Annotated in this window: 17 protein-coding genes; 10 read left to right on the top strand and 7 right to left on the bottom strand. The window is 60.2% G+C overall.

The window, feature by feature from the left end; genetic code table 11:
• Positions 1 to 16 precede the first annotated feature (16 nt).
• From PLU72_08220 to PLU72_08205, 4 genes are all read left to right on the top strand, one after another.
• Positions 17 to 2,629 (top strand): hypothetical protein, encoded by a 2,613-nt coding sequence (locus tag PLU72_08220; protein HOT28162.1) that lies wholly within the window; start codon positions 17 to 19, stop codon positions 2,627 to 2,629.
• A complete protein-coding gene (locus PLU72_08215) occupies positions 2,626 to 3,111 on the top strand; it encodes a hypothetical protein (protein ID HOT28161.1) in 486 nt (161 codons plus the stop codon). The genes PLU72_08220 and PLU72_08215 overlap by 4 nt, the downstream gene beginning before the upstream one ends.
• A 27-nt stretch (positions 3,112 to 3,138) precedes the next feature.
• Entirely contained in the window at positions 3,139 to 4,575 is a 1,437-nt protein-coding gene (locus PLU72_08210; GenBank protein HOT28160.1) for a prepilin-type N-terminal cleavage/methylation domain-containing protein, read from the top strand.
• A 224-nt stretch (positions 4,576 to 4,799) separates the two neighbouring features.
• Entirely contained in the window at positions 4,800 to 8,729 is a 3,930-nt protein-coding gene (locus PLU72_08205) for an Ig-like domain-containing protein (protein HOT28159.1), read from the top strand.
• Positions 8,730 to 8,735: 6 nt separating this feature from the next.
• Here the strand turns inward: PLU72_08205 and PLU72_08200 are convergent, their stop codons facing one another.
• The 4 genes from PLU72_08200 to PLU72_08185 form a co-directional block, all read right to left on the bottom strand.
• Positions 8,736 to 8,903 (bottom strand): hypothetical protein, encoded by a 168-nt coding sequence (locus tag PLU72_08200; GenBank protein ID HOT28158.1) that lies wholly within the window; start codon positions 8,901 to 8,903, stop codon positions 8,736 to 8,738.
• Between the two features lie 26 nt (positions 8,904 to 8,929).
• Positions 8,930 to 10,546, bottom strand: coding sequence for a nucleotide exchange factor GrpE (gene grpE, locus PLU72_08195; protein ID HOT28157.1), 1,617 nt, complete (start codon positions 10,544 to 10,546; stop codon positions 8,930 to 8,932).
• A gap of 179 nt (positions 10,547 to 10,725) precedes the next feature.
• Positions 10,726 to 11,805 (bottom strand): ABC transporter permease, encoded by a 1,080-nt coding sequence (locus PLU72_08190; GenBank protein ID HOT28156.1) that lies wholly within the window; start codon positions 11,803 to 11,805, stop codon positions 10,726 to 10,728.
• Positions 11,802 to 12,731 carry an ABC transporter ATP-binding protein gene (locus PLU72_08185; GenBank protein ID HOT28155.1) on the bottom strand — a complete coding sequence of 310 codons (930 nt, stop codon included), beginning with the start codon at positions 12,729 to 12,731 and terminating at the stop codon, positions 11,802 to 11,804. The genes PLU72_08190 and PLU72_08185 overlap by 4 nt, the downstream gene beginning before the upstream one ends.
• Positions 12,732 to 12,931: 200 nt before the next feature.
• Between PLU72_08185 and PLU72_08180 the strand changes: the two genes are divergently transcribed.
• The 4 genes from PLU72_08180 (at position 12,932) to PLU72_08165 (ending at position 17,954) form a co-directional block, all read left to right on the top strand.
• Positions 12,932 to 14,983, top strand: coding sequence for an ATPase, T2SS/T4P/T4SS family (locus tag PLU72_08180; GenBank protein HOT28154.1), 2,052 nt, complete (start codon positions 12,932 to 12,934; stop codon positions 14,981 to 14,983).
• A gap of 31 nt (positions 14,984 to 15,014) precedes the next feature.
• Entirely contained in the window at positions 15,015 to 16,544 is a 1,530-nt protein-coding gene (locus PLU72_08175; GenBank protein HOT28153.1) for a type II secretion system F family protein, read from the top strand.
• Positions 16,545 to 16,557: 13 nt separating this feature from the next.
• Entirely contained in the window at positions 16,558 to 17,106 is a 549-nt protein-coding gene (locus PLU72_08170) for a DUF523 domain-containing protein (GenBank protein ID HOT28152.1), read from the top strand.
• Between the two features lie 293 nt (positions 17,107 to 17,399).
• The gene (locus PLU72_08165; GenBank protein HOT28151.1) at positions 17,400 to 17,954 is read left to right on the top strand and encodes a hypothetical protein; all 555 of its coding nucleotides are present in this window, start codon (positions 17,400 to 17,402) and stop codon (positions 17,952 to 17,954) included.
• 53 nt (positions 17,955 to 18,007) lie between these two features.
• On the opposite strand, the gene PLU72_08160 is transcribed toward PLU72_08165, so the two are convergent.
• The gene (locus tag PLU72_08160) at positions 18,008 to 19,237 is read right to left on the bottom strand and encodes an S-layer homology domain-containing protein (GenBank protein HOT28150.1); all 1,230 of its coding nucleotides are present in this window, start codon (positions 19,235 to 19,237) and stop codon (positions 18,008 to 18,010) included.
• A 191-nt stretch (positions 19,238 to 19,428) separates the two neighbouring features.
• Between PLU72_08160 and PLU72_08155 the strand changes: the two genes are divergently transcribed.
• Positions 19,429 to 22,008: a pitrilysin family protein gene (locus tag PLU72_08155; GenBank protein ID HOT28149.1), complete on the top strand. Its 2,580-nt coding sequence runs from the start codon at positions 19,429 to 19,431 to the stop codon at positions 22,006 to 22,008.
• Between the two features lie 251 nt (positions 22,009 to 22,259).
• On the opposite strand, the gene murC is transcribed toward PLU72_08155, so the two are convergent.
• Both murC and PLU72_08145 read right to left on the bottom strand, forming a co-directional pair.
• Positions 22,260 to 23,675 (bottom strand): UDP-N-acetylmuramate--L-alanine ligase, encoded by a 1,416-nt coding sequence (gene murC, locus PLU72_08150; protein ID HOT28148.1) that lies wholly within the window; start codon positions 23,673 to 23,675, stop codon positions 22,260 to 22,262.
• A gap of 292 nt (positions 23,676 to 23,967) precedes the next feature.
• Positions 23,968 to 24,177 carry a uracil-DNA glycosylase gene (locus PLU72_08145; protein HOT28147.1) on the bottom strand — a complete coding sequence of 70 codons (210 nt, stop codon included), beginning with the start codon at positions 24,175 to 24,177 and terminating at the stop codon, positions 23,968 to 23,970.
• Positions 24,178 to 24,388: 211 nt separating this feature from the next.
• Between PLU72_08145 and PLU72_08140 the strand changes: the two genes are divergently transcribed.
• Positions 24,389 to 25,642: a M48 family metallopeptidase gene (locus tag PLU72_08140; protein HOT28146.1), complete on the top strand. Its 1,254-nt coding sequence runs from the start codon at positions 24,389 to 24,391 to the stop codon at positions 25,640 to 25,642.
• The last annotated feature ends 221 nt before the right edge of the window (positions 25,643 to 25,863 follow it).

The following is a 25,863-nucleotide window of genomic DNA, read 5'->3' as shown; positions in this document are numbered from 1 at the left end:
TCAACGGAGGGGAGTCATGAAAAACCGTGGCAACGTTTTCCTGATCATCATCGGAATCCTTGCCGTCATTTTCACCGTCGCGACGTTTTTCATGCGCGACACCGTCGAGGAAACCTACCTGACCGAGCGGTCGCATCGTGCGATTCACGCCCAGTGTCTCGCCGAAGCGGCGCTCGAGCGCGCAATGTCGATTCTCGCCAAAGACCTGAACGATCCCGAAAAGATGAAGGATCCGACGTCGCTGGCCAACCGGCTCCGGCTTCCGATGCAGACGCAAGGCGGTTCCTACGACGGCCTCGGCAACGTGCTCGGCAACGATCTTCCTCTCGACGTCTCGGCCGTGGGCGCACCGGTGATTCTCGGCAAGGACCAGTTGCAGACCCCCGAAACGAGAGAACTCGACGAGATGGTCGAGTTCATGGTCGGAAAAGCCGGCACCCCCTACGACGTGAAGATCACCCTCAAGCTCGACAAGGCCCTGAAAATAGCTCCCGGGCCCGAGTCGGGGGCCGACAAATACAAGGTTCCCGGCGTCGACTGTGAGTATGCCGTCCATTCCGGTCTGATGGATTTCCTCGACAACAAAGGCTATACCGCTCTCACACTCTCCCTGCCGGAAAGCGCGAGATGGCTGTCGCTCAATATCAACCTCGGCCTGCCGTTTCTGAACATCGATCTGATCGACGTGATGCTGAGGGTGTTTCCCGACAGCTGGTCCAGCCAGATCAAGGGCTTCGTCACCTTCGACGGCCTTTTGAGCAAAATTCTCCCGGACGATCTGTATCCCTATGAGATTCATCTTGCGGCGGGGACGTTTCCCCCGCTTGCCGCCAAGCTCGGCGGAGCAACAGTGCCGGCATTTTCCGAGAACCAGTGCGTCGAAAAATACGGGTATCTCACGATCGATGCCGAAGCCTCGATCACCTACGGGGATTCGAAAACCACGACGAAGCATGTTCTCGCCACCAAGGAGTTCAAATGCGCCGACATCGAACCGGTGGCACCCTGCTACAGTTTCTTCATTTCGAACCTGAACGACGACAAGATCGTGTTCAACGATGCCGGGGGGCCGCTGACGGTCCAGAATTTTCCGAATATGAAGGGGCTCCTGGCCAAGGAGGCGGGTGAATTCTACGTGTTTCCCGGGCTGATCCGGGTGAACGGCACGAAGCCGACCCTGTGCAACGTCTCGTTTTACGGGAATCCGATGAGCGGCGACGTCTTCAACTTCGCCCGCGTATCGGAAATGCTCCTCATCACCGATGCCAAAATCTCGATGCCGCAGAAGGAGTTTTCGATCTACAGCCGTGAGCCGCACAACCAGACGACGACCCCCGTTCCGACCGAGGTGAAGGGCCTGAAGGCCGGGGTCGACAACGCGCTCAACGGCGTCGAGGCCGGGTACAACTCCGTAAAGACGAACGTGATCAAGGCCATCAACCCGAACCCTCCCGCCCCTCCCGCGGGAACGAACAAAACGAGTACCCTCAAGAATATCGCGAGCAATATTGCGGGTATGTTCAACATCATTCCGAAAGTGAACGGCTGCACGGTGTTCGAACCGGCTCTGCACCTGGTGCCGCTTCCCGGTCCCCTCGGATCGCTCGATCCGTTCGAGAAGTGGGACTGGCCGCACAGCGGCGGGCCACTCTCGTTCATGGGCGTCGGCCTTCCGGTTCCCATGCCGGCGTTCGGCTCGACCGTGACGCACCTGTTCGGGCCCGGCGCCCTGTATCCGACCATGACCCGCGAGATCGAGGGCTGCGTGCTGAAGCGGTTCGAACAGTGGCATTTCACGATCATGGGGTATCCCATGGGGCCGTTCCCGGTCGGGAAACAGATTCCGATCACGGGAGTCATCAACCTGCCGCCGGTCCCCATTCCGCTCGTTCACACCCACGATGTCTGTGAAAAATACGAGTACAGTTTTTACCCGATGAAAGCGACCGAGAACGCGAGCAAGGAACCGGACGGCGCGGTCACGGTCTACGATCCATCCCAGCTCGAGAACTCCCCGCCGAACCTGTATTCCATCGAGCAGTATGCGAAGAAGGCGACGTATTACTACGCGACCGAGCGGGACTTCCTCGCCGATCTGCCGAACAGAACGATCGCGATCAACGGCAAGGAATGCTATCGCCTCAACGGTATCACATTCGTCGCCGACAACCTGACCCTTCCGCCGCCCGGCTCCACGACGTTCAACGTCTACGGCCGCGGCTCGATCGTCTCGGGCGGAAACGTCACGCTTCACGGCAATATCGAGGATCCGTACGACGAGGCGCAGGAAACGGTGGCCGGCACGCCACGCACGGTCTTCAGTCTTATCGCTCGGCGCGGCGGAGTGATTCTCGACGAAGGAGCGCCGAGCGATCCCGTCCGGTTCGAAGGCTCGCTCTATACCGACAAGGGCCTGGCGATTTTCCCCGACAAGCGACTGGAAATCAGGGGCAACTGGATCACGAACACGTTCAACAAGGCTTCCGCGCAAGGTGCCGTGAAGATCACCTACGTCGGCTACAAGACGAGAGCCTCGCTGAACTCGATCCACCCGAAGCATGGGAAATACGATCCCGAGCGGTATCAGGTGACGCTCACCCCCGGCTGGGAAGCCTGGAGGATCCAATGAGACGCATTGCGGCAACGTATCGCGGCGTGACCTTCATCGAGATCATGATCGCGGTGTTCATCCTGGCGGCAGCGCTGCTGCCGGTGCTTTCGACGATCCAATACGGGTCCAAGTCCACCGTGAAGGTAAACAACTACTCGAAAGCCATGCGGCTGGCGCTGGGACTCGTCGAGGAGTGCAAGTTCGTTCCCATGAAGACGATCGTCAAGGACTACGATGGGCTTGCGGACAACACCTGGGAGGTCCTGAACGAAAACTACTACCCGAAAACGAAGGAATCTCTCGCCGAGTTCGCTTCGCAGCTGAAAGATCTCAAGTGGGAAGGAAAGCTGAAGGTCCGCAAGGGAAGAGTGCGACCCAACGAGCCCGAAACGATTCGAGAGGTCTGGATTCAGGTCGACGCCCGGTGGACCGAAGGCGACAAGACCGGCGTGCGGCAGGTGCGTATATCTAATGCTATATATAATACCGAATCCGACTGACCGGACGCACGCGAAGGGAGACGGAACATGCGCAAATCTGGTGTGACCCTCGTCGAAGTGATGATCGGCGTTCTTCTTTCCAGCGTCGTCCTCGGCGGCGCTTACCAGGTCTGGACGGCCTCGCGGCGGAATTTCGCGAAGGCAAACGCCCGGCAGGCGCTCCAGTCCGAGATTCGCAAGACCATCGACCAGATAGCTCTCGATTTCAAGGCGATCAAGGCGGGCACCCTGGAGGTGGCCGGCGCTGCCGATGGGAACTCGGGAACGATCAAATTCCAGCGGTTTCTCGAAAACAAGGACGCGAACAGGATCGACTCGAAGGGGGTCGCCGACGTGGTGTACGAATTCCGGAAACCGAGACTGTACCGCAACGTCGGTGGCCAGGGGCAAAAACTGCTTTGCTCGAACCTGAAATCCTTCGATCTCGCCCGCGGGGCCGAACCGGGCACGCTGATGCCTGACGGGATGCAGCAGACCGCGCAGGCCCGGATCGACATTTCCCTGACCGGGGCGATGCAGGTGCCGGTGACGCGGGAAATGATCGAGCACAACGAGAAGACCACCGTCGTGATGCGCAACGAGTTCATCGCGGCCGCGCCGGTGAAGAGTTCGATCGCCATGGCGGTGCTGACGAACGCGACGGAAAAGATGACCGGGACCGAGGGCCAGTCGTCGATGTTCTCGGCGACGCTGACGGCCGATGCGCTCAAGGACATGTCGTCTCAACAGCTTGCGTTCATGATGCAGCGCGAAACCGAATCGTTGAGTAACGCAAACAGGGAGATCAACAACACCAACGATCAGTTGAAGGACGTCGATGCGAAAGGCGCGGCCACCTGGTATAACCCCTTCACCTGGGGCGGCACGGATACCGACGTCTCGAGGATCAAGGAAGACCTCCTGAAGCACGACAAGCTCCAGGACGTGGAGAACGACGTCAAGGCCCTGCGAACGATCATCGACCGCGACGAGGAGAGATTTCTCAGGCGGTCGCTCGAATCGTCGGGCACGACACTCCCGTCCGACCAGAAAGAGCAACAGGCGTATCGGCAGGCGTATGACCTGATGGTGAAAGATCGCGCGCTGAAAGAGGCCTACGAGAAAAACCCGCAGAAGGACAGCGAGGGGAAGGAGATTCCCTATAAGAGCCTTCTCGAAAGTTTCGATGCGTCGAAGATCAAGCAGGGGGTCCAATACGACAGTCAGGGCAGGGAAGTCGCCTTCACCGAGTCGGATGCGGATTTTCAGAAGCGATCCGCGGAGGCGAGAAAGATCCAGGAGGCTTCGACGAAAATCGATCTCACCTGGATGAACACGGGCGATGCCAAGGAAGAGGTGAAACAGTATTCCGCCGCCAAAGACCTCGTGGACATCGCCGTCGTGAAGCAGTCCTACATCCAGAGCCGAGACCTCGCGCAGGGGAACATCGACCTCATCGGGAGCGAACAGAGGTCGCGGAACTGACGAACAGTCGCAATGGGAATGCGACTCACATCGGTGTCATGCAACCGAATCCTCCAGATACCTATCGATATTCCGTTCGCTCTCCTGGGGTATCCGGGAACCCTTCGTGACTCGAAGGCTCAACACGATCCGTCATGACCGATCACTACCGGTTCGCTTCGAGGCCGGGTTTCAAACCCTCCCCCACTTGTTTTTTGTCGGTATTTCCTGCATGATGGGGAGCGATGAAAGACCGGAATGAATCACTTCTGTCACCGACGATGCGATTTTCGGCCGGCGTCTGTCTCGGGTTCGTCCTTCTCCTGCTTCTGGTGGCCGCCGGATGCGGTTCGAATGGCGGGGGCGCGGAAGATTGGCAGACGCCTTCGGTCGGTCAGACACTTGTAAATATAGAGGGTAGAATACTTGCGCCCGTCTCTGGGAGCACGAGGGAGTCGCTGGCCGGGCTTCTTCCCCAAACCGCCGGGGGCGGGCAGGCGAACGCGACGGTGTTCGTCGAGGAGAGGCCTGATCTGACGGCCGTCACCGACGGCGACGGAAAGTTTCTCATTCAGAACGTGCCGGTCGGCAAGTGGCACCTGATCGCCGAAATTGCGGCGGGAGGCCAGGCCTACAGGCAGCGTTCGGACCTCGTCAGCGTTTCGTCGCAGTATGCGACGTGGCAATTGCCGTCGTCGCTCCAGCTCGTCTATGCCGCTCGGACTTTGACGCTCCGGATTCTCAATCGCGATTCGGGCGCCGCCGTGCTGGGTGCCAGAATCACTCTGTGGGGGCGATCCGTCACGAGCGGCGCGGGCGGGGACGCGTCGATCGGGCCGGTTCCGCCGGGTTCCTGGCAGGCCGCCGTATCCGCTCCTGGATACGAGACCAGGATCTTCCTGCTCACGTTCCGTGACACCGGCCAGACGGCGGTCACGATCGCCCTCACCCCATCCACGGCCGTGAATCGAAATAACGCCCCGACCGTCGAAGTGAGCGCCGCTTTTTCGTCGCTGAACGCCGGCGGTCAGGGAAGCCTGTTTGCGACGGCTCTCGATCCGGACGGCGACGTCGTCCAGTTCGCCTGGAGCTGCACGGCGGGAAGTTTCAGCAACAGCCAGGGCCAGAGCACGCTGTATACGGCTCCTTCCGTTGCAGGCACGTATGTCGTCGAGGTGACGGGAGACGACGGGAAGGGCGGAACCGGCAAAGCCGCTTTCACGGTTTACGTCGCCGACGGTTCGGGCGGCCCAGGGAACCCGAATAACCAGGCGCCCTTGAAAGCGACTTCCCCGATGCCCGCAGACGGGGCGACCGGCCAGTCCGTTTCCCCGACGCTGCGGTGGCAGGCAACCGACCCTGACGGCGACGCGCTCGTCTACGACGTGTTCCTATCGAAGCTGGGCAGCCCCGCGGTACTGATCGCGAGCAACGTCGCGACTCCGTACTGGCAGGTGAGCGGCCTTTCCGTCTACCAGGACTACATCTGGCACGTCATCTGCCGCGATACGTCAGGAGCGATCAGCGCGGATTATTCCCAGTGGCAGTTCACGACGGGCGACGGCAACAATACCCTTCCCTATACACCCGAAAACCCGACCCCGGCCGACCAGGCGCAAGGCCAGCTTCCCTCGATTCTCCTGATGTGGATCGGCGGCGACCCGGACCCCTCCGACCACGTCACCTATCAGGTCTGGCTCGCGACGGGAACGCAGGCGCCGGCGCTCGCGACGACCACGAATTTCCCCGTCGCGCGGCTCGAGAATCTCGCTCTCGGCACGACGTATTCATGGAAGGTGGTCGCATCGGACGAACGGTCGGGGGTGACGACCGGACCCACCTGGAGCTTCAGGACCTACGACCGGCCGAACAACCCGCCCGGCGACCCGGCGGCCGTGTATCCCGCCAACGGGGCGACCGGCGTCGAAACCAGGCCGCAGCTCCGCTGGGACGCGACGGAACCCGACGGCGACGCCATGACGTACGACGTCTTCTTGGGCACGACCGCCCCGCTGCCATGCGTCGCCAGCGGCGTCACCTACAAGTATCTTCTCGTGCCGGCCGTTCTGAAAAATGGCACAAGATATTCATGGCAGGTCGTGGCCAAGGATGCCGGGGGAATGACCAACGCGAACCCCTCCGTCTGGACGTTCACGACGACGGTGCAGGCGAACGGGGCGCCGCTGGCACCGACGCTGAACACGCCGGCGAACGCCGCCGCACATGTCGCCACGCAGCCGACGCTCTCCTGGACGGCGAGCGATCCGGACGGCGATGCGCTCACATACGACGTGTTCCTCGGGCTGAACAGTACGCTTTCGACGCCCCTCGTCACGGGGCTCACGACCCCGACATACGTTCCGGCTGCCCTCGATGCCGGTCAGACGTATTACTGGAAGGTCCGGGCTTCCGACGGCACGGCATCGGCGACGTCCTCGACCAACAGCTTCACGACGCTCCAGGCGATCACCGCCGACACGACGGCGCCGACGCTCCTTTCGGTCGTTCCCGCGGCGGGTGCGACGGGCGTCGCGACGGGAACGGCGATCACCTTCACGTTCAGCGAGCCCATGAGCCAGACGTCCGTGGAGAATGCGATCTCGTTCAGCCCGGCGAGAAGTTACGCGACATTCTGGGAAACGCCGTCCATCCTCCGTTTGACGCCGACGACGCCGTTCTGGCCTGGCGCCTACCAGATCGTCTCGCTTGCCAACAATTCGGCGACGGACCTGGCGCTGAACAAGCTGATCACCGGCGTCCAGGCCGGCTTCACGATGGCGGCTGACCTGCCGCTTCCGACGAACTTCCGATCGGCCGGCTTCCCGGTGACGCTTTCGAGCGGGGAAACCGCTGCCGTCTCGGTACCGAATCTCGGGATAGGCCGAACTCTCCTGGCTTCGGTCGTGGGCGTCGAGGCGACGTCCAGTTTCCGGATAAGTCCGAACGTCGTGACGACCGGAGAACCCGTTCTGCCGGAATCGTTCGGCGCGACGCCGGAAGCAGCCGTGCGCGAACTCGAGCGAAGGCTCGCCTCGCTCGGCATGCCGGACGTGGATGGTGCCGGCCCGGCCGCGTCGATCAGGTCATCGGTCGTCGTCGGCGACGAACGGAACTTCTATATCACTTCCTATGGAAACGTGGCGACGACGACGGCGTTTCCGAACAACGTCATCAGGGCCCGCTGCGTCGGGACGAGCGATCAACTCTATATCTATGTCGATACTTCGATCGGATCACCCGATTACGGCCTCGTATCCGATATCCGGCTCAAGTTCGAGGAAGGGATCGCCGCGGCGGTTCGCGACGCATACGGCAACGAGCCGGCGAAGGGACCGGACAACGACACGCACCTGACGATCCTCCTGACGAACGCGATGCGAGACGGGATCATCGGGCTGTTCTACGGCGCCGACCTCTATCTGAACAACCCGCTCGACGTCCAGCTGCGCGAGAGCAACGCGCGCAAAATCATCTACGCGCGGTATTCGAGTTCCGGGCTGACGAATGTCGTCCGATACGGAACGATCGCGCACGAGTTCCAGCACATGGTGAACTTTTACCAGAAACGGCTCGCGATGAACGGTTTTGAAGAAACCTGGCTTGCCGAGGGAGAGGCGAAATACGCCGAAGATATCGCCGGCTATGGAATCTCGGCGGGCGACGCGAACACCGCTCAGATCATCAAGATGATGCAGGCGCAGACCGCGTTCGACAAGATGTCGCTGACGAACTGGTACGGCATCGAAAGTTACGGACTTTCCTACCTCTTCGTCCGCTTCCTCGCCGAGGCAAACAGATACGGCACGACCTCCAGGGAGATCACGCGCGCCCTCAGCACGGGCACCAAGGTCGGGTACCAGGCGATCGAAGCCATCACGAACGAACCGTTCTCACGCACCCTCGGCCGGTTTTACCTCAGCCTGCTCCTGAACCGGTACAACTCGGCGGTTTCGGGGGATTACGGCATCAAGGGGCTGAACCTGTCGGGAACGAACGCCGGCGTGCAGTTGATCGGCATGCCGGTGACGACGGTCGGCGGTTCCGCGGTCAACACCGACGTGAAAGGCCACGGCTGCCGGTATTTCCGGCGGGACGGTACCGCAGGAGAGACGACGCTGACGCTCCAGAACGTCGTGAACAGGGTACAGGCCTGGCTTCTCGACCAGCGTCCCTGACGAAACTCAGAGCCAGTAGGTCAGCAGAAGATACGCCCAGGCGCCGAGAAAACCGATGATTCCCCAGGGAAACCGGTTTTCGAGTTCCTCGATCTGATCGCCGAGGGACGGGCCCCGATGCCCTTCGGGAGTCGTCAGCTGGTTCGCATCAGAATTCTGTTCGATGTCCGACATGTGGCCGGTCTCCGTTCTGTCGAGTCTTAGTCTTCCGGCGGCAATTCCGAAAGGATCTGGGTGATCTGCTTGTTGCGGATCAGAAGGCCGTTATGGCCGGGATTCGCCATCATGAGATGCGAGAGAAGGCCTTGCATCGCCTTGATCTGGCGCCGTTCGATAAGAATATCGAGAAGCTGGATGCCGATCTCCGGATCGGTGGGAAGCTGAGGCAGCCGGCGTTTCGGCGTTCCGTCGGGGGCGCAGAGTTCGAGGCCGCACTTGGGGCAGAAATTATCTTGTGGCCTCGACGGCGAGCCGCAATCCGAGCACTGGAAACGGGATTTCGCCACCCAAACGACTGCGCGCTGGATGATCTGGTCGCCCGAGAGATACCCGCGGCTGATCTCGTTGACGATCATGCCGTCGTCGAGGAACGGCGCGATGAAGGATTTGACGACCTTGTGCATCTTCTCTTCATACATTCGGCCGAGTGACGAGACGGGCTCGACCGCGTGCGTCTTCTCGAGGACGGCGAATGCCTTTTCCGCCTTCTGCCGGAGATCGCGGTTTTCGGGCGCTGTGCCCAGCTTCGCGATGAGCGTCGTCAGCACTTCGAAAAACAGGATGATTTCGTCGCACCGGAAACCGCTCGAGAGGCCTTCGTTCTGGCCGCTCTGCGCGTGTTCCTGGGTGGCCAGGAGCCGCCGCACGGTCGCTTCGAGATCGATGATCCGTTGCTGGAGTTCGTTGTTTTCGCGGGTGAGGTTTTCAAATTTTTCGGGTGAGACCGGCGTGCCGAGCTCGATCTGGCACTTCGCCTCGGCGAGGGCCATTTCGAGCGCCTTGATCCGGGCCTCCGCTGCCGCCTGGATGTTCTGAATTGCATCTCCCGCGGGTCCGCTGTGCAGGGTGCGCTGGAGCTTGTCGATCTTTTCCTGGAGCGCCTTGATGATCTTGCGATAGGTGTCCTGGTCCTTGAGGGGCTGGTTTTTCAGTTCCTCATAGTCCTTGCGATACTTCTCGATTTCCGCGGCGAGCTGCTCCCGCTCCTGGTTGAACTCGAGCTTCGCGGCGCCGAGAGCCTGCTCTGCGCGCTCTTTCATCTGACGTTCGCGGTCGATGGTTTCGGTGAGGCTCTGCAGTTCGTCGAGGCGCTGGGTCGCGCGGTCATACTCATCGCGAACCTTGTTCAGTTCGGTCGACAGCCGGATCAATTCTTCCGTCGCAGACTGCGCTTTCGAGGCGGCCTCGGCCGCCGCCGCTTCCAGGCGGGCTCTCTCTTCGGCGAACGCGGCCTTTTCTTGCTCGTGGGCCGCCTGCTGGGCCTCGAGAACGGCGCTCTGCACCTCGGTCGCCGGCCTGTTCTGGAGTTCGCCGATCTGGCGCTGCAACGCGGCGATCTCGTTGTTGAGCTGGGCGATAGTCTGGTCGCGATCCTTGAGCAGAACAGCCTGTTTGTCGATCTCGGCCGTCAGTTTCTGATGTTTGCTCATCTCGAGGAAGAGGGATTCCTCGAGACGGGCGTTGGTTTTCTTGAATCCCTCGATTTCCTGTAGCGCGCTCTGGTATTCGGGGGTCTTGCGCGGATCCGAGGAAGAGGCTGCTTCGAGCTGGATGAGGAACGTTCTCAGCGTGTAAACGATGTTTTGGATTTGGTGCACGAGGTCGTCCCGTGAGTGCTTTGACTGCAGGGACGGCACCTGGCCTTTCAGGAAGACCATGAGATTTCGTACTATGTCGTCGAAATTGACTTTTTCCATGAGAAATCGCTGTTGCTAGACACCTTGTTGATGGAGTGGCTCCGAAGGATAACCCTGAATCCCTTCTCTTTGCAAGACGATCACGCCACCTGCATGCGGCGGAAAACGAACCTCGTCATCAGATACAGCACTCCCGTGACGGCGGCCAGCACCAGCAGGTCGCCGACGATATCGACTTTCGAGAGATCGAGAAACAGGGCTTTGCGGATTCCCCGAAGGACGTAGGTCGAAGGCACGATATTCGCCGCCATGCGCAGCAGATCGTTGGTGGCGCTGAGGGTCGGAACCATCTGGAAGCAGAGAAACAGGCTGCTTCCCATCGCGTTGACGGACGCCTGGGTTTCTGCGACGGCCGCAACGAACAGCCCCACGAGCAAAAACATCAAGCTTCCAAGCGAGACGAACAGCCAGAAATACGGCTGGTTTCCGTCCCAGCGCCCGTTCAGGGCGACCATGGCGAGGACCGTGACGTGCTGGAGAACGAAGCTGAAGAGGCATTTGCCGACGATCAATTCCGTCGTGGTGGTCGGCGTCAGGAACAGGGCATCGAGGGTGCGTCTCTCGCGCTCCTCGGCAAACGAGAGGGGGAGGGCGAGAAGCCCGATCATGCCCATCGCCATCAGGATGAGCATGGGGAGCATGTCCCCGCCGAAACTGCGCTGTTTGGCAGATGTGCCGCCGATGGGTTCGAAGGATAGCTCGATCGGAAGCGGCGGAGCCGGCTTTCCGAGAAATTTGCGCAACTCTCCCTCGAGCGTGCTGCGGAACCGTTCCACGGCATATTCAGGCGTTTCAACGGGGTAGATCATGGTGAGCTTCGGCAGGTTCCGAGGGCCCGACGCCTGCGGGAGAACGGACGGAAGGACAAGGCCGAAGCTCACGTCCCCTTCGGCGATGCGGGACTCCATTTCATCGCGCGAGGAAAAGCTCACGAGGCGGATTCCGAACTCTTTCGGCTGCAGCTTTTCGAGAAGCGGACTTCCGCCCGGGGCGAGGACGCCGACGCGGGGCATCATCGTGTTGGAGCGGCTTTCCGAAAAGAGATTCGAGAAGAGGAGGGAGAGAATGATCGGCGTGGCGACGAGCAAAAGCACGTGGTAATTGCGTGAGGCGTCGAGAAGGTCTTTCTTGAACAGGGCGAAGATGCGTCGCGGGTTCATGGATGTTCCGCCTGTGACGGTTTCGGCAGGTCGTCGAACGTTTCGGGCTGGGGGTGCCAGGTCGAGCCGGTGAGGCGGAGAAACGCTTCTTCCAGGGTTGCTTCCTGGGTGTGGATGCGAACGACGGAACCGTCCGCGAGCCACCCGGAGATTCTGGCCGGGGTTTCGGGACCGCCGATGGGAAGGGAAACCGTTTTGTCTGGGCCGGATTCGCGGCTGCGAAGCGTGACGTCGATAAGGGGGCGGCCGAACCGCATCCGGATGTTGTCGGGCGTGTCGGAAGCCACGATCCGGCCGTCGTGGAGGATCGCGATTCGGTCGCAGAGATCGGACGCCTCTTCCATGTAATGCGTCGTCAGGAAAATAGTCGTGCCTTCGTCGCGAAGACGCCTGACGACGCCCCTGATCGAGATGGCGGACTGGGGATCGAGCGCGGACGTCGGTTCGTCGAGGAAAAACACCTTCGGATGATGGAGCAGACCGCGCGCGATAAGGACACGCTGCCGCCAGCCTCTGCTGAGTCTGACGGTAGGGATGTCGGCATACTCACCGAGGCCGACGAGCGAAATGACTTCGTCGACGCGTGCCGGCGCGGCTCCGGTGAGATCGGCGAAGAGGCGAAGCTGTCTGCGCGCGGTCAGGCGGTCGTACAGGTTCTGGTGGTCCGGGACGACGCCGATCAAGGCTTTGATCGCATCGCGCCGGTCGGGCATGTCGAGGCCTGCGATGGTGATGCGGCCTGACGTGGGGGCGAGCATGCCCGTGATCATCCGCATGGTCGTCGTCTTGCCGGCGCCGTTGGGGCCGAGGAAGCCGAAGATCGTTCCCGCAGCGACGTCGAACGAGATGCCCTTCACGGCTTCGTGTTTTCCGAAGCTCTTCGTCAGGGAATCGACCGAAACGGCCGTCTGCATGTTCGTTGCCATGGCGTGATCCGATGATACTCCGAAGTGAGTATCCGTTCAACGCCGGTATCGACATCAGGCATGACGCTTTTGGCGGAACGCATCGATTGACTCAACGCTCCGGCAATAGTAATGTGAGACGTTCCTTGGTCTTCCCCGTACATTGACAGTCCGCAGACGGCTGTGATCTAATACGCGTGAAATCAGTGTCAGGAGAGGATATGGCAAACGCCGGACCGCGTGCCGAAGTGTTTGTTTTCACGAGTTTCCAGGGAGGAATCGGCAAGAGTTCGACCGCCCTCCGATTTTCCCGGGCGCTTCGTCAGCGAAGCGGGCGGAACGTCGCCTTCATCGAGTGTAACTGGTTCGCTCCCTCGGCGATCGTCGCGAAATACGATCTCGCTGAAAGCTCGGGCATGTCGTTCATGGAGTATTTCAAGAGCGACTGGACCGGCTTGACGCCGGAAAACGTCGCAGAGAAATTCAGCGAACGGGACGGCCTCTGGTTGATGCCCTTCACCGGCATTCGCCCGAACGAGCCGCTCGGTGCCGGATTCATCGTGAACGAAGCCGATCTCGGTCCCGCCATGGATCGCCTGTTGCGATGCCTCTCCCAGCGAAACGCCTATGCCGTCATCGATCTGACGCTCTTCATGACGCCCTTTCCCCAGGCGGTTCTGCTGGCATCCGATGTGATATATTATCTCTACGCGGCACAGGACGGCTCCCCGGAACTCGCGAAACGGTTCCTGATCGAAGTCGGCAAATGGCCAAACTTTACGAACCGGGTCATCATGGTTCGGAACATGGTCGATACCGAGACCGAGGACACCGAATCGAAACTTCATGCGCGCGAGTTCCTCCTTCCGATGGGAAGCGCGGTCGAAAGCGCCGCGGGCGACAAGCATCTCGACGAGGCCATCGCGAAACTCGCCGAGAAGGCGATGGAAAACCAGGCCGCGGAGCGAATCCGGCCCGACGAGCAGGAGGTCGTGCCTCCCGTCGACGAAGTCCTGGTCGAATACCAGCGGTCGATCAGAAGCGAGATCATCTCCACACTCGAAAAGCGCTTCGGGATGACGGACCAGGAGCTTCGGAAAAAAGTAGAGCATAATATAGAACTGAGTTTCAAGCGGAATCCGCCGCCTCAGATCGAGAACCGCAACGTATACGCGGAGCTGAAAAAAGCCCTGCTGGACGACATTCTCGGGTTGGGGCCCCTGGAAGACTTCATCCGCGATCCCGACGTGGACGAGATCATGGTGAACGGGCCTTCGAAAATTTTCATCGAGAAGCGGGGAAAACTGCAACTGTCGGGGAAATCGTTCAGCAATACCGACCAGGTGAAGACCGTCATCGATCGTATTCTCATGCCGATCGGCAGGACGGTCAACGAGCGGAATCCCTTCGTCGATGCCCGCCTCGCGGACGGCTCGCGCGTCCATGCGATCATTCCGCCGCTCTCGCTGACGGGCCCGATGCTGACGATCCGCAAATTCTCGAGTACGCCCTACAGCCTCGACGATCTCGTGTTCCGGTTCAAGGCGTTCACGCCCTCCGTAGCCGAGTTTCTCAAGCTCTGCGTGAAGATGCGCAGGAACATCATCGTATCGGGGGGCGCGAGCTCCGGGAAGACGACGCTACTGAACGTTCTCTCGATGAATACGCAGCCCGACGAACGCGTGATCTGCATCGAGGACTCCGCCGAACTGCGGCTCGCCCAGGAAAACCTCGGACGGCTCGAGGCCCGGCAGCAGGCTGGTGAGGCGAAGACCCAGGTGACGATTCGCGATCTGGTTCGAAACGCCCTTCGCATGCGCCCCGACCGGATCATCGTTGGGGAGTGCCGCGGCGAAGAGGCGCTCGATATGCTCCAGGCCATGAATACCGGCCACGAGGGGTCGCTGACGACGCTTCACGCCAACTCCTCACGCGATGCCCTGGCCCGCCTCGAAACGATGGTTCTGATGGCGGGCGTCGACCTTCCCCTGCGCGCCGTTCGGGAGCAGATCGCGAGCGCGGTCAACATCGTCATTCAGACCGCTCGTCTCTCCGACGGGACGCGGCGCGTCATCGAGATATCGGAAGTGGTCGGGATGCAGGACGTGTCGATCCAGCTCGAGACCATCTTCAAATTTGACAAGAAATGGATCGGCGAAGACGGCCGGGTGTTCGGAGAAATGCTGCCGACGGGCTACGTTCCGCTCTTCATCAGGGAGTGCCCGGGGCGGCTGATCGAGCGTGTCGGCGGTTTGTTCAAAATCGAAAAGTAACCGTATGAGTGGAAGTTCCTAAGGAGGATCTATGGCTCTCAATCAAGAAACCCTGGTTGCGGTGATGGGAATCCTCGTGCTCGTCGTCGGGATCTACCTGTTCCTCGAACAGCAGGTGGACGAGTCGATGCACCGACGGAGGTCGAAGGGGCCGGCCGACGGCAAGAAGAGAACCTTCCTGCAGGACATCATGAGAGCGAGTTTCGACGATCAGCTGATCGAGGCGCTCCTGATGATCAACTCCGCTCTCAAGGCCGGTCGCAACCTTGATCAGGCCTTCGAGTTGGTGGCCGTCTCGACCCCCTCGCCGATGTGCGACGAGTTTCAGAAGCTGGTCCAGGAGCGCCGCCTCGGCGTTTCGATGGTCGAGGCTCTCGGAAACCTCGCGAGGCGCGTGAACAGCCCTGATCTCAGACTCGCGATCAACGCCACGATTTTCCAGCAGGATACCGGCGGCAACCTCGAAGATCTGTACAAACAGATCGTCATCACCATCGCTGAGCGCAAGCGCATCATGGGGAAAATCGTCGCCGGCACGGCGCATGCGCGGATTTCCGGCAACCTGATCGGAATTCTCCCGCTGGTTTTCGCGGGCCTCATTTTCATCTGGCACCCGTCGTATATCGTGCCGCTCATCGACAATCCGCTCGGACAGCTGGTTCTCATCGCCTCCCTGCTTTCGTCGATCCTTGGGCTTATCTTCATCAATCGCATGACAAGCAGCATCATGCCCGATCCGGAAGATCAGATGGCGGTCGCCAACGATCCGAAGAAAAAGGCGGGCCGCTGGTCCATTCTCAAGGTGATCCTGCGACCGCTCGCCGGCGTGAACGAAGCCCTGGGGGGCAATCTCATCAACCGCATGCGCGATGAACTTCGCTATCTGCTTGGCGCCGCCGGGAACCCCGGCGACCTCTCGGTAAACGAGTTCATGTCTGTCCAACAGCTTGTCGCCGTTCTCCTCGTGCTCGTCGTTCTCTTCCTGTTCAATCCCCTGCGGTTCGGCGCCCTTGGAATCGTGTTTCTCATCGTGCTGCTTCCGATCGGATTCTATCTGCCGAAAATGTATCTTGCGCAATTGATCCGAAAGCGGCAGCAGAACATCGAATACGAGCTTCCCTACGCGATCGACCTCCTGTCGCTGTCGATCGAAGCCGGTCTCGATCTGATCGGCGGCATGCAGAAGATCGTCGAAAAATCCCGCCCGACGGACATCGTCATCGAGTTCCAGATGTTCCTGGCGGACATCAAATACGGGAAAAGTCTCGAGGAGGCCCTGACCGAGATGGCCGACCGGGTCCAGGTGCTGTCGTTCTTCGCCTTCGTCAGTTCGCTGATCCAGGCACAGCGCCTCGGCGCGGAAATCGGGCCCACCCTCCGCGCCCAGGCCGAGCAGATGCGGTATCAACGGATGATCCAGGCCGAAGAGCGTGTCAACCAGCTCCCGGTCAAGCTTCTCATTCCGCTCGTCGTCTTCGTCTTCCCGAGCATCTTCGTGTGGCTGATCGGTCCTTCGCTGATCTACATGCTTCGAAGTTTCCCGACCGCTCTCGGCCATTGATGGGCGATTCTCCGTGCCAGGCCGGATCATCCTCGTCAGCGCCTGCCTTCTTGGCGTAGCGAGCAACTACAAGGGAACATTCCATCCGGCCTGGGAATCCCACTTCTGCAGACTGGTGCCTGCCGCGAAAGCGGCGGGCATCGTTTTTGTTCCGGTCTGTCCCGAGCAGCTCGGCGGACTGCCGACGCCGAGGCTTCCCTCCGAACTCCAGGGAAGCGCCGAATCGGTTCTGGCCGGCCGCACGCGCGTCCTCGCGATCGACGGGGCGGACGTGACGAGACCGTTCGTCGCAGGCGCGGAAGCCGCGGGCCACATTGCCCGGACGCTCACCGCCGACGGGGCTATTCTCTCGGAGCGGAGCCCGTCGTGCGGGGTACATCGGGTGTATGACGGCAGTTTCGGCGGAAAGCCCATCGCCGGAGTCGGGCTGGCGACGTTCGTTCTGCACCGTCTGGGAATTCCGACCGTGTCTCACCAGGATCTCGTTGAATCGTGGAATCGCGAGACGGATCCCGGATGTGTACACTTGCTTACGCGGAGTCTGAACTGGAAAAGCTTTTAAATATGTACAGACAACCGTACTCGAGGCGTTGCAAAAGGCCGGATGAAAAATCCGGCCTTAAATATTTCAGGAAAACCTCTGCGGGAGCCGAATAAGATGTACACGGAAAATAATATTCATCTAAAACATATATAGAGCGCGAAAGTCCCGGGGTACGCCATTTTCAATGGCAAAAAGCGTTGACTCAATGCAAATAAATCTGATACTATCCGCCTACTTTCGAAGTTGAATACATTTATAAAATCGATGAGAGCGGAGCATTGAGAATGACATTCCTGAGTTTTTTGAAAGGTATGAAGATCGAAGACAACTGTCCGATCGACGTCGTGTTCAGAACGTCCCGCGGCTGTTCCGCTCTGGGTTTCGCCTTCATCCTGGCGGGCCTTTGCATGGCGTGGCAGATCGTGGCCGGGCACCGGCTCCTCTGTTTCTTCAGCTTCGTGAAACTCGGCAGCATTTGCGCCGCCGTCGCTCTCGCCGCCATCGGCGGCATGATCATGACCTATCGGAAAAACGTCGTCATCAGCAAACGCGACAAAAAAATCGAACTTGAGGAGAACGGACTGTTCGTTCACCAGTCGGCTTCCTGCCACTTCATGGATATCATGCAGATCGAAGTCTGTCCCACGGCCGAATGCCTGCTGACGGCGAAGGCCTGCATGTGGTCGATCAAGGCGTATGTGAGAAATCATCAGGGATTCAGCACCGTAAGACTGTATTGCGGAAGAAGTCTCGAAAATGCCCTCGAGGCCGCGTCTCTCGTCTCCCAGATCATCGGGTGTCCTACGGTGAAAGACGCCGCGGTCGTTCGTGCCTTGTCCTTCACGAGAGAGGTCGGCAACGCTTAGCTGCCGCCTTTTCGCTTCGTTTTCCCCCGGCTTCGGCCGGGGGAATCTTTTTCTCACCGCTCCGCCGACGCACGAGGCTTGCGATGGAGAATGCTCTGAATTCGCGCCCGCTTTTCCCTCAGAAGGTTCGCGAACGACTCGAAATCCGATTTGCCGGCGAGCTGAACGCCGGAATCGGAGGGAACCAACTGCAGGGTGGTGAGAACCGTGCCGATGATTCCGACGGCTTCAAATCTGGTGATGATTTCCATGCCCATGAACGTCCCGTTCGGATAGCCGATGAACAGTCCCTTGTTCCCGAGAGCCTCAAGGGCCTGCGCCTCTTTCGTGCCGGCGGCAACGTCGTTATAACAGTAGGCCTCGGGAACGATGCCGATCTCGGCGGGAAACGCCTTGACCATGTGCCCGAGCAGGATCGTGAGCTCGCCACGGGTCGTAGGAAGCGTTGATGCCGGGTCGGACAGGAGTCCTTTTACGGCGGCCGCTTCCTCGGTATGCGAGTATTTGTTGAGAATGCCTTCGACGATTGCCACGGCTTCGTTGATGCGAAGGGGCGAATACCCGTCGAAACTCCGGGAAAACTTCATCGTGTCGAAGGCGCCCGCGTTTTCCATAGCTCTCAGACTGGCCATGGCCGGATGATCGAGCGGCAGATCGACGAACTGGAGGCCTTTCGTATCGCCTTTCATCATCAGCGAAGCCGAAATCTGCTCGTAGAAACGATACAGCAGGGAGACGGCTTCCCGTTTCGACAGAAGGCGGGAAACGCCAAACCGGCCGTCGGGATAGCCGCGGGCGATCTCTTTCTCGCGCAGGAATGCGATCGCCTGGGTGTATTTTTCCGGAATCCGGTAATCCGTGAAATTCTGAGCCGTTTTTTCCTCGAGGGTGATGAAGCCGTTGTCGGAAAGATAGATGGTTGTTCGGGCAAGGGCTTCGAGTGCGGCCTTGCGCGATACGCCCCTTTTATGCGGCGCTGGATTGAAAATCCCTGACGTGTGGAGATCGGAAAGTTCCGATCCGGTCGGCGCGCCGACCATCTGCAGGACTTTCTTGAGAATGACGGCGAATGAACGGCGTGTGATCGGTGCCGAAAGCGAGGCACTGTCCAGGTCCGACTCGTCGAGAATACCGAGGTCGACCCCGAGACGAAGCTCGGGGCTGACGCTGCTGAAAGCCGGGTTCTCGCTGATGGCCTCGAGGACCCGCACATCGGTCACGGCTGCGGTTAATGTGATGGCTGAGAGGCTTCCGATGAGGAAATTTCGTGTTCGCAGATTCATTCGGCGTTCTCCAATGGAAATGAGTTTGTCATTAGCTATCGGCAGAATTCTTCACGGACACAAGAAAGAAACTTCAAATTCGGCGCGTGCGCGGCTTTTCCGACGGCCTATGGGAAATGGAGCGCTGGATCTGCCGTTTGGTTGCTTCCTGTGCTAAAATGCGCCGAATTGAAGCAAGGAGGCCTTGTCCCGTGCGCATCAGGTCGTGGAATACCTTCCGAACGCTTGTCTGTCTGCTCTTCGTGGCTTTCTCCATCGCCGCCGTTGCGGCACAGGCCGTCCCTGTAAAAAAGGCGGACGCCGGCAGGCTGTTCACGCTCGAAAACGGCCTCACCGTCTTCATCAAGGAGATGCGGTCGGCGCCCGTCGTCGCGGTCAACGTCTGGATTCGCGTCGGCTCGAAAAACGAAAGGCCCGGAGAAGAAGGCTTCACGCATCTCATCGAGCACATGATGTTCAAGGGCACGCCGACCTACCCGACGGGAAAGCTGGACAGCGAGATCAAAAAGCTCGGCGCCGCCCAGAACGCCTTCACGTCGTCCGACTGCACGTGCTTCCACGTCACCGGGGCCCGCGAGCATTTTGCCCGGCTGATGGAACTGCAGGCCGATGCGGTGCTCAACAGCGCCTTCGATGAAGCGGAGTTCCAGAAGGAGCGGAAGGTCGTCCTCGAAGAGCTTCGCATGGGGAAGGACCAGCCCGAAGATCGTCTCTATGATATGACGAAGGAAACGGCCTACACGGTCCATCCTTACAGCCATCCGATCGTCGGATACGAGGCGTCTCTCGCCTCGGCGACGAGGGACGCTTTGTACGAATATTATAAACGGTGGTATGTTCCGTCGAACATGTGGGTCGTGATCGTCGGCGACGTGGACGCCGACCAGGCGCTCGAAACGGTGAAGCGCACGATGGGGGCGGCAGCGGCAGTTCCCGTTCCCGTCCAGACGATCGCCAGCGAGCCCATCCAGACCGTCCGCCGTGAGCGTCGCGAGGAGGGCGATATCCAGCAGGCCTATGCGAATCTCGCCTGGCACGCCCCGTCGATCGACAATCCCGACAACTTCGTCTGCGACGTCATCTCGGTGCTGATGGGCGGCGGCCGTTCATCCCGTCTGTATCAGACCCTCGTCGAAAAGGAGCGCCTCGTCACCGACGTCGGCACGGCCTACTACACGACCAAGGACCCGTCGCTCTTCATCGTTTCCGGGCAGATGCCCCAGGGAGCGATCCGGAAGTTCGGCGAGCGCGTGATCGAGATGATGAAAGGGATCGCCGGCGGCGATATTTCGGCCGAAGAGCTTGAAAGAGCCAAACAGCAGTTGATTGCCGCAACCATCTTCGCCCGCGAGACCGCCGAGTCCCAAGCGTTTACCTACGGCCAGATGGGCATTCTCGGCCGACTCGAAGACGCGGATGCCTATCTCGACCACATTCGCGGGGTCACGACCGATGACGTGCGGCGCGTTGCCCGAACGCTGTTCACCGACAACGGCGTATCCCTCATCTCCTACGAACCCCTCATCGCAACAGGTCCGCAGAAGCCTGAGATGGTCACCCTCGAAAACGGGATCAGGCTGATCCTGCGAGAGAACCATTCGTCGCCCCTCGTTGCCGTCTCGATCCATGTCGATGCCGGCGGAATGCGCGAAGGCAAGGGCGAAGCCGGCCTGGCGAACCTCACCGCCGAGATGCTTCTCAAAGGAACCGAAAAAAAGTCGGCGGAAGAGATCGCCCGGGCGTTCGAGTCGCTCGGAACGCAGATTTCCTGTTCGGCCGCGAAAAGTTACGCGTCGATCGACATGCAGTGTCTCTCCGAAAAGTTCGACCCTTCCTTCGACCTGGTGATGGAGATCCTGACCGGCGCCTCGTTCCCGGAGGATGAATTCGAAAAGGAACGTGACCAGGCCCTCGAACAGATCAAGGCGCAGGAAGACGATCTGTATCAGTTCACCAGCCGGCATGTTCTCAAGGCGCTGTTTCCCGACCATCCTCTCGGGTATCCGAGCCTCGGCCTTGCCGACCAGGTCAAGGACATGCGCCGTTCCCACGTGAAGGAATTCTTCCGAAAACAGTACGTCGGCTCGGGAATGGTCGTTGCGGTCGTCGGAGATATCTTCATTCGCGACGTGAAAGACCGCCTGATGTCACAGCTCTCCGCCATCGATAAAGGCAGCCTCAATGAGATGCGCGAGCCGAAATGGCAGAAGATCTCTTCTCCCGTCACGGTCACCGAGCGCAAGAATCGCGAGCAGTCGCAGATCATGGTTGCGACTCGCACCTTCAGCAGAAACGATCCACGGGGCCCCGCGATGGACATCCTGACGAACATTCTCTCGGGAAGCATGTCTTCGCGGCTCTTCACCAACCTGCGCGACAAGGACTCGCTTGCCTATTCGGTGTTCGCAACGAACGTCGGCACGCGCGTGACGGGATACTTCTTCGCGACTCTCAGCACTGCCGTCGAAAAGACCGAGACGGCAAAGAACCGGCTGATCGAGGAACTCGAAAAGATCCGGACGCAGGGCTTCACGGACGAGGAGTTCAATGATGCCAAACAGTATATTATCGGCCAGCACGCCCTCGAACTGGTCAACAACGAGGCTCAGGCTGGCGTCTTCTCGAGCGACGAGTTCCTCGGCCTCGGGTTCGAGCACGCCGAGAAGTATCCCGAGTTGATCAAATCCGTGAAGCGCGAGGACGTCGAGAAGATCATGCAGGAGTTCCTCCTCGGAAGCGGCTCCTACGTGCTCGGCGTCACGACGCCGTGATGCGCTGACGCGCGATGCCGGCGACACGGCATCAAACGCACGAGCGGGCGGGGAAGTGTTCCCCGCCCGCTCGTGGTGATGTCCGATGACGTTGTTGCCTGACGAGCGAAATACCTCAGGTGCCGTATCGCTGTTTCAGGAAATCGAGGCATTTGAACGTCGCATCGACAAGAAGTCTGCCGGCAAAGACCGGAAGTGACAGCATGAGCAGGGCTGCAATGACGTGCGTCATGGGAGGCGAGTCCTGAAAATCAGACGGCGGGCTGGGCGGTGAGCTCGGCGAGCTGGTGCGCTCTCATGCGCATCCGGTCGAGCAGTTCCGTTCCCAGGTTGGTGATCGTGCCGGCGCCGAGGGTGAAGACCACGTCGCCCGGCTCGAGCATCTGCATCAGCTGGAACGCCAGGTCGTCGGAGGTCTTGACCTGTTTCGCCTTGCGCCGGTCGGCGACCGGCATCTGGTCGATGATCAGCTTGCTGGACACGCCCGGGATCGGCTGTTCGGAAGCGGCGTAGATCTCGGTGATGAACACCTTGTCGCACTCCGAGAAGCAGCGGCCGAACTCGCGGCTCAGGAACTGGGTGCGGGTGTACCGGTGCGGCTGGAACACGACGATGACGCGGTTCGCATTCAGCGACTTGGCCGCGGCGAGGGTCGCCTTGATCTCGTTCGGGTGGTGGCCGTAATCGTCGATGACGGTGACGCCGTCGCAGGTGCCCTTCAGCTCGAAGCGGCGGCCGGCCCCGCGGAAGCGCCGGAGGCCGTCCTGGATCTGGCGCACGGTGAGACCGATATCGAGGCCGAACGCGATCACGGGAAGGGCGTTGAGAACGTTATGCCGCCCGGGAACGCGCAGCTCGAACGTGCCGCGCAGGACGCCGCCGATGACGAGCGTGAATCTCGAGCCGAACGGCTGGAGGTCGATCTCGGTGGCCATCACATCGGCCGGGTTGGAAATGCCGTAGGTGGTGATCCGCCGGTTTTCGGGAAGCGTCATGTTCCGCGCGATCGGATCGTCGGTGCAGAGGTAGAGCGTGCCGTCGGGATTGATATGGCTCGCGAAGATCTCGAATGCCTTGATGATCGCGTCGAGGCTCTCGTAGTGGTCCATGTGGTCGTTGTCGATGTTCGTGATGACAGCGCTGTGCGGGAAATACTTGAGGAACGTGGCGTCGCTCTCATCGGCTTCGGCGACGAACAGTTCGGAACGGCCGGCGCGCGCGTTTCCGTTCAGGGCGGGCACGAAGCCGCCGACGACGCAGGTGGGATCCTGGCCGGCTTCGACGAGCACCGTCGAGATCATCGATGAGACGGTCGTCTTGCCGTGGCAGCCGGCGACCGCGATTCCGGTGTTCGCGTCGAGGAACAGCTCGGCGAGCAGATCGGAGCGGTGGCAGATCGGGAGATTCCGGCGGCGCGCTTCCAGAAGCTCGTCGTTCTCGGCGGAAATGGCGGTTGAAACGACGACCTTCGCTGCATCGGCAGGGATGTTCGCGGCGGCGTGCCCGATGAAGATGCGGGCTCCGGCGGCGGAAAGGGCTCTGGTGTTGGCATTGGAGGCTACATCAGACCCGCTGACCGGCTTGCCGGCGGTGAGACAGATCTGCGCGAGACCGCTCATTCCCACACCGCCGATGCCGATGAAATGGATCCTGTTGCACTGTTCCATGGTTAGGCTGATTGCCTCCTTGCGTTTGTCGGTAGGTCGATCTTCTTCGTTACTCATCGGCTCGAGTCGCGAAAGAACTGAGCACTTTGTTTGAAAAATCGACAAACGCGCACCGGATATGCGCCCGGAACCCTCCGAATCTGGCCAGACCATGCCTCCTGCACAGAAATGACGCGGTACCTTATCACACGCCTCCCCAAATTGCAAATGTGCGAATTTCTGGTAATGCCCATCACCCATCTCCAAAGGCGTGTGGAACCAAGTTGTTACACCATTTCCCGGAAGGGCGGATTCACCGCTTGGGCGTATAGAGTAGGCAAGGCATTCCCGAGCTCGACTGAACGACGACCGAAGGAATCTGCCGCGATTTGAACCCGTGCCCCCGGCACCCGTGCGGAGCCGACGGCTGCCAGGTGACGAAATAGTGCACGCACCGGTGGCAGTCGATCTTCGGCCGGCTCTTGCCGTCGTCCGTTTTGCTGTTCGAACCTTGTGTCGTCATGAGTGCGTTGCTACTTGTATCGTCACTCGGAAATCCTGTCAATACTGCTTGTCTGATAAGATACACGTGTATCTAGCGGCATGATCGATACCCTTCGTTCCCGCTCGTGCTGAGGTATCGAAGCACGAACTGCCTCTTATGGCGATTGGAGGATTGCCGGTGCACCTCAGCTCGGAGTATGCTTCAAGGCGGCAGCAGGAGGAAGCATGGAATGATGCGGTACGTGTGGGCGCTGGTGATCGCCTGGGCGCTCGTCAGGGCGATTCTTCTCGGCTTCGCCTGGTATGGCGACCCCGACCCGGGCCGGCGCGATCTCGTTCTGCGGCACTTCACCCCCGACGACATCGCCCGGGGCCGCGAATACATCCGCAACGGCTTCGCGGCCCGCGTCGCGTACGGCTACGTCCAGTTGTTCATTCTGCTGCTACTCTGGCGAAGCGGCGTCATGAGACTTCTCGAAACGCGTCTGGAAACGGCGATGCCCGGAAGTTTCTGGTTTTCCGGGGCTCTGCTTGTTCTCGCCGTTCTCGTGGCGGAGCGTCTCTGCATGATGCCGTTCGATTACTATCTGGGCCATGTCTGCGAGCGCCGGATGGGGTTCAGCGAGATGACGGCGGCGCAATGGGCCTGGCGATACCTGAAAGGTTGCCTGGTCGGCTGGACGATCCAGACCGTCGGCATCATGACGGTTTTTGCCGTGCTCAGATGGTGCGGCAGCTGGTGGCCCGTCTTGCTGCCCGTTGCGACGACGGGGTATGGAATTGCTGTCACCCTGCTGATGCCCTACGTCATCACCCCGCTGTTTTACGTGCAGAAGCCGCTGGCAGAAGGGGCCTTGCGCGAGCGCATCATGCAGATCGCGGGCCAGGCGGGAGTGCCGGTCGATGACATCTACGAGATCGACGAGAGCACGTATTCGAAACATACCAATGCCTATTTCACCGGCCTCTTCGGCCGCAAGCGCATCGTTCTCTACGACACGCTCATCAAGAGCCACACGGTCGACGAGGCGGCGCTGATCTTCGCCCACGAGGCCGGCCACTGGCGCCACGATCACGTCCGCATCGGCCTCACGCTTGGCTTTCTCGGCGCCCTCGCCGGCGCGTTCGCCCTGTGGTGGCTGTATCCGATGCTGCAGGGCGACCCCGCGATGCTGCTGGGCGAAATCTGGAAACCATCGAACCTGCCGTTCTTTCTCGCCGCGACGATCGTGCTTGGCCTGCTGACGGCGCCCGTCGAAGCCCAGATCAGCCAGTATTTCGAACGCCAGGCCGACTGGGCCTCGCTCGAGCTGACCGGCCTCGAAAAAGTCTACGTCGATGCCGAGGCACGCCTCGCGCGCGACAACCGGAGCGATCTGCTCCCGCATCCCTGGCGCGTTTTCTGGCTCTATAGCCACCCGCCCGCCATCGACCGCATCGCCATGGCCGAGAAATTTGCACGGGAACGAACTGTCATCAAATGAACGACATACATATCGAGGAACTATGAATCATCGGCATCGATCGTGGAATATGCAGGGCACACCAACTATTGAGTCCTGCATATCAAAAACCAGCTTCGTGTCTCCGTTCGTGCTGAGCTTGTCGAAGCACGAACAGCCACTTGCCGATGATTCCTCATTTCGCCCTTCGACAGGCTCAGGGCGAACGGGTGGCTTTCATGCTGCAGGAATCAAGAGCAGGT

The organism is Candidatus Ozemobacteraceae bacterium, from assembly GCA_035373905.1.
Lineage (GTDB): Bacteria > Muiribacteriota > Ozemobacteria > Ozemobacterales > Ozemobacteraceae > MWAR01.
Note: the sequence above shows the minus strand (reverse complement) of the source record. Positions and strands in the feature narration are given on the sequence as shown.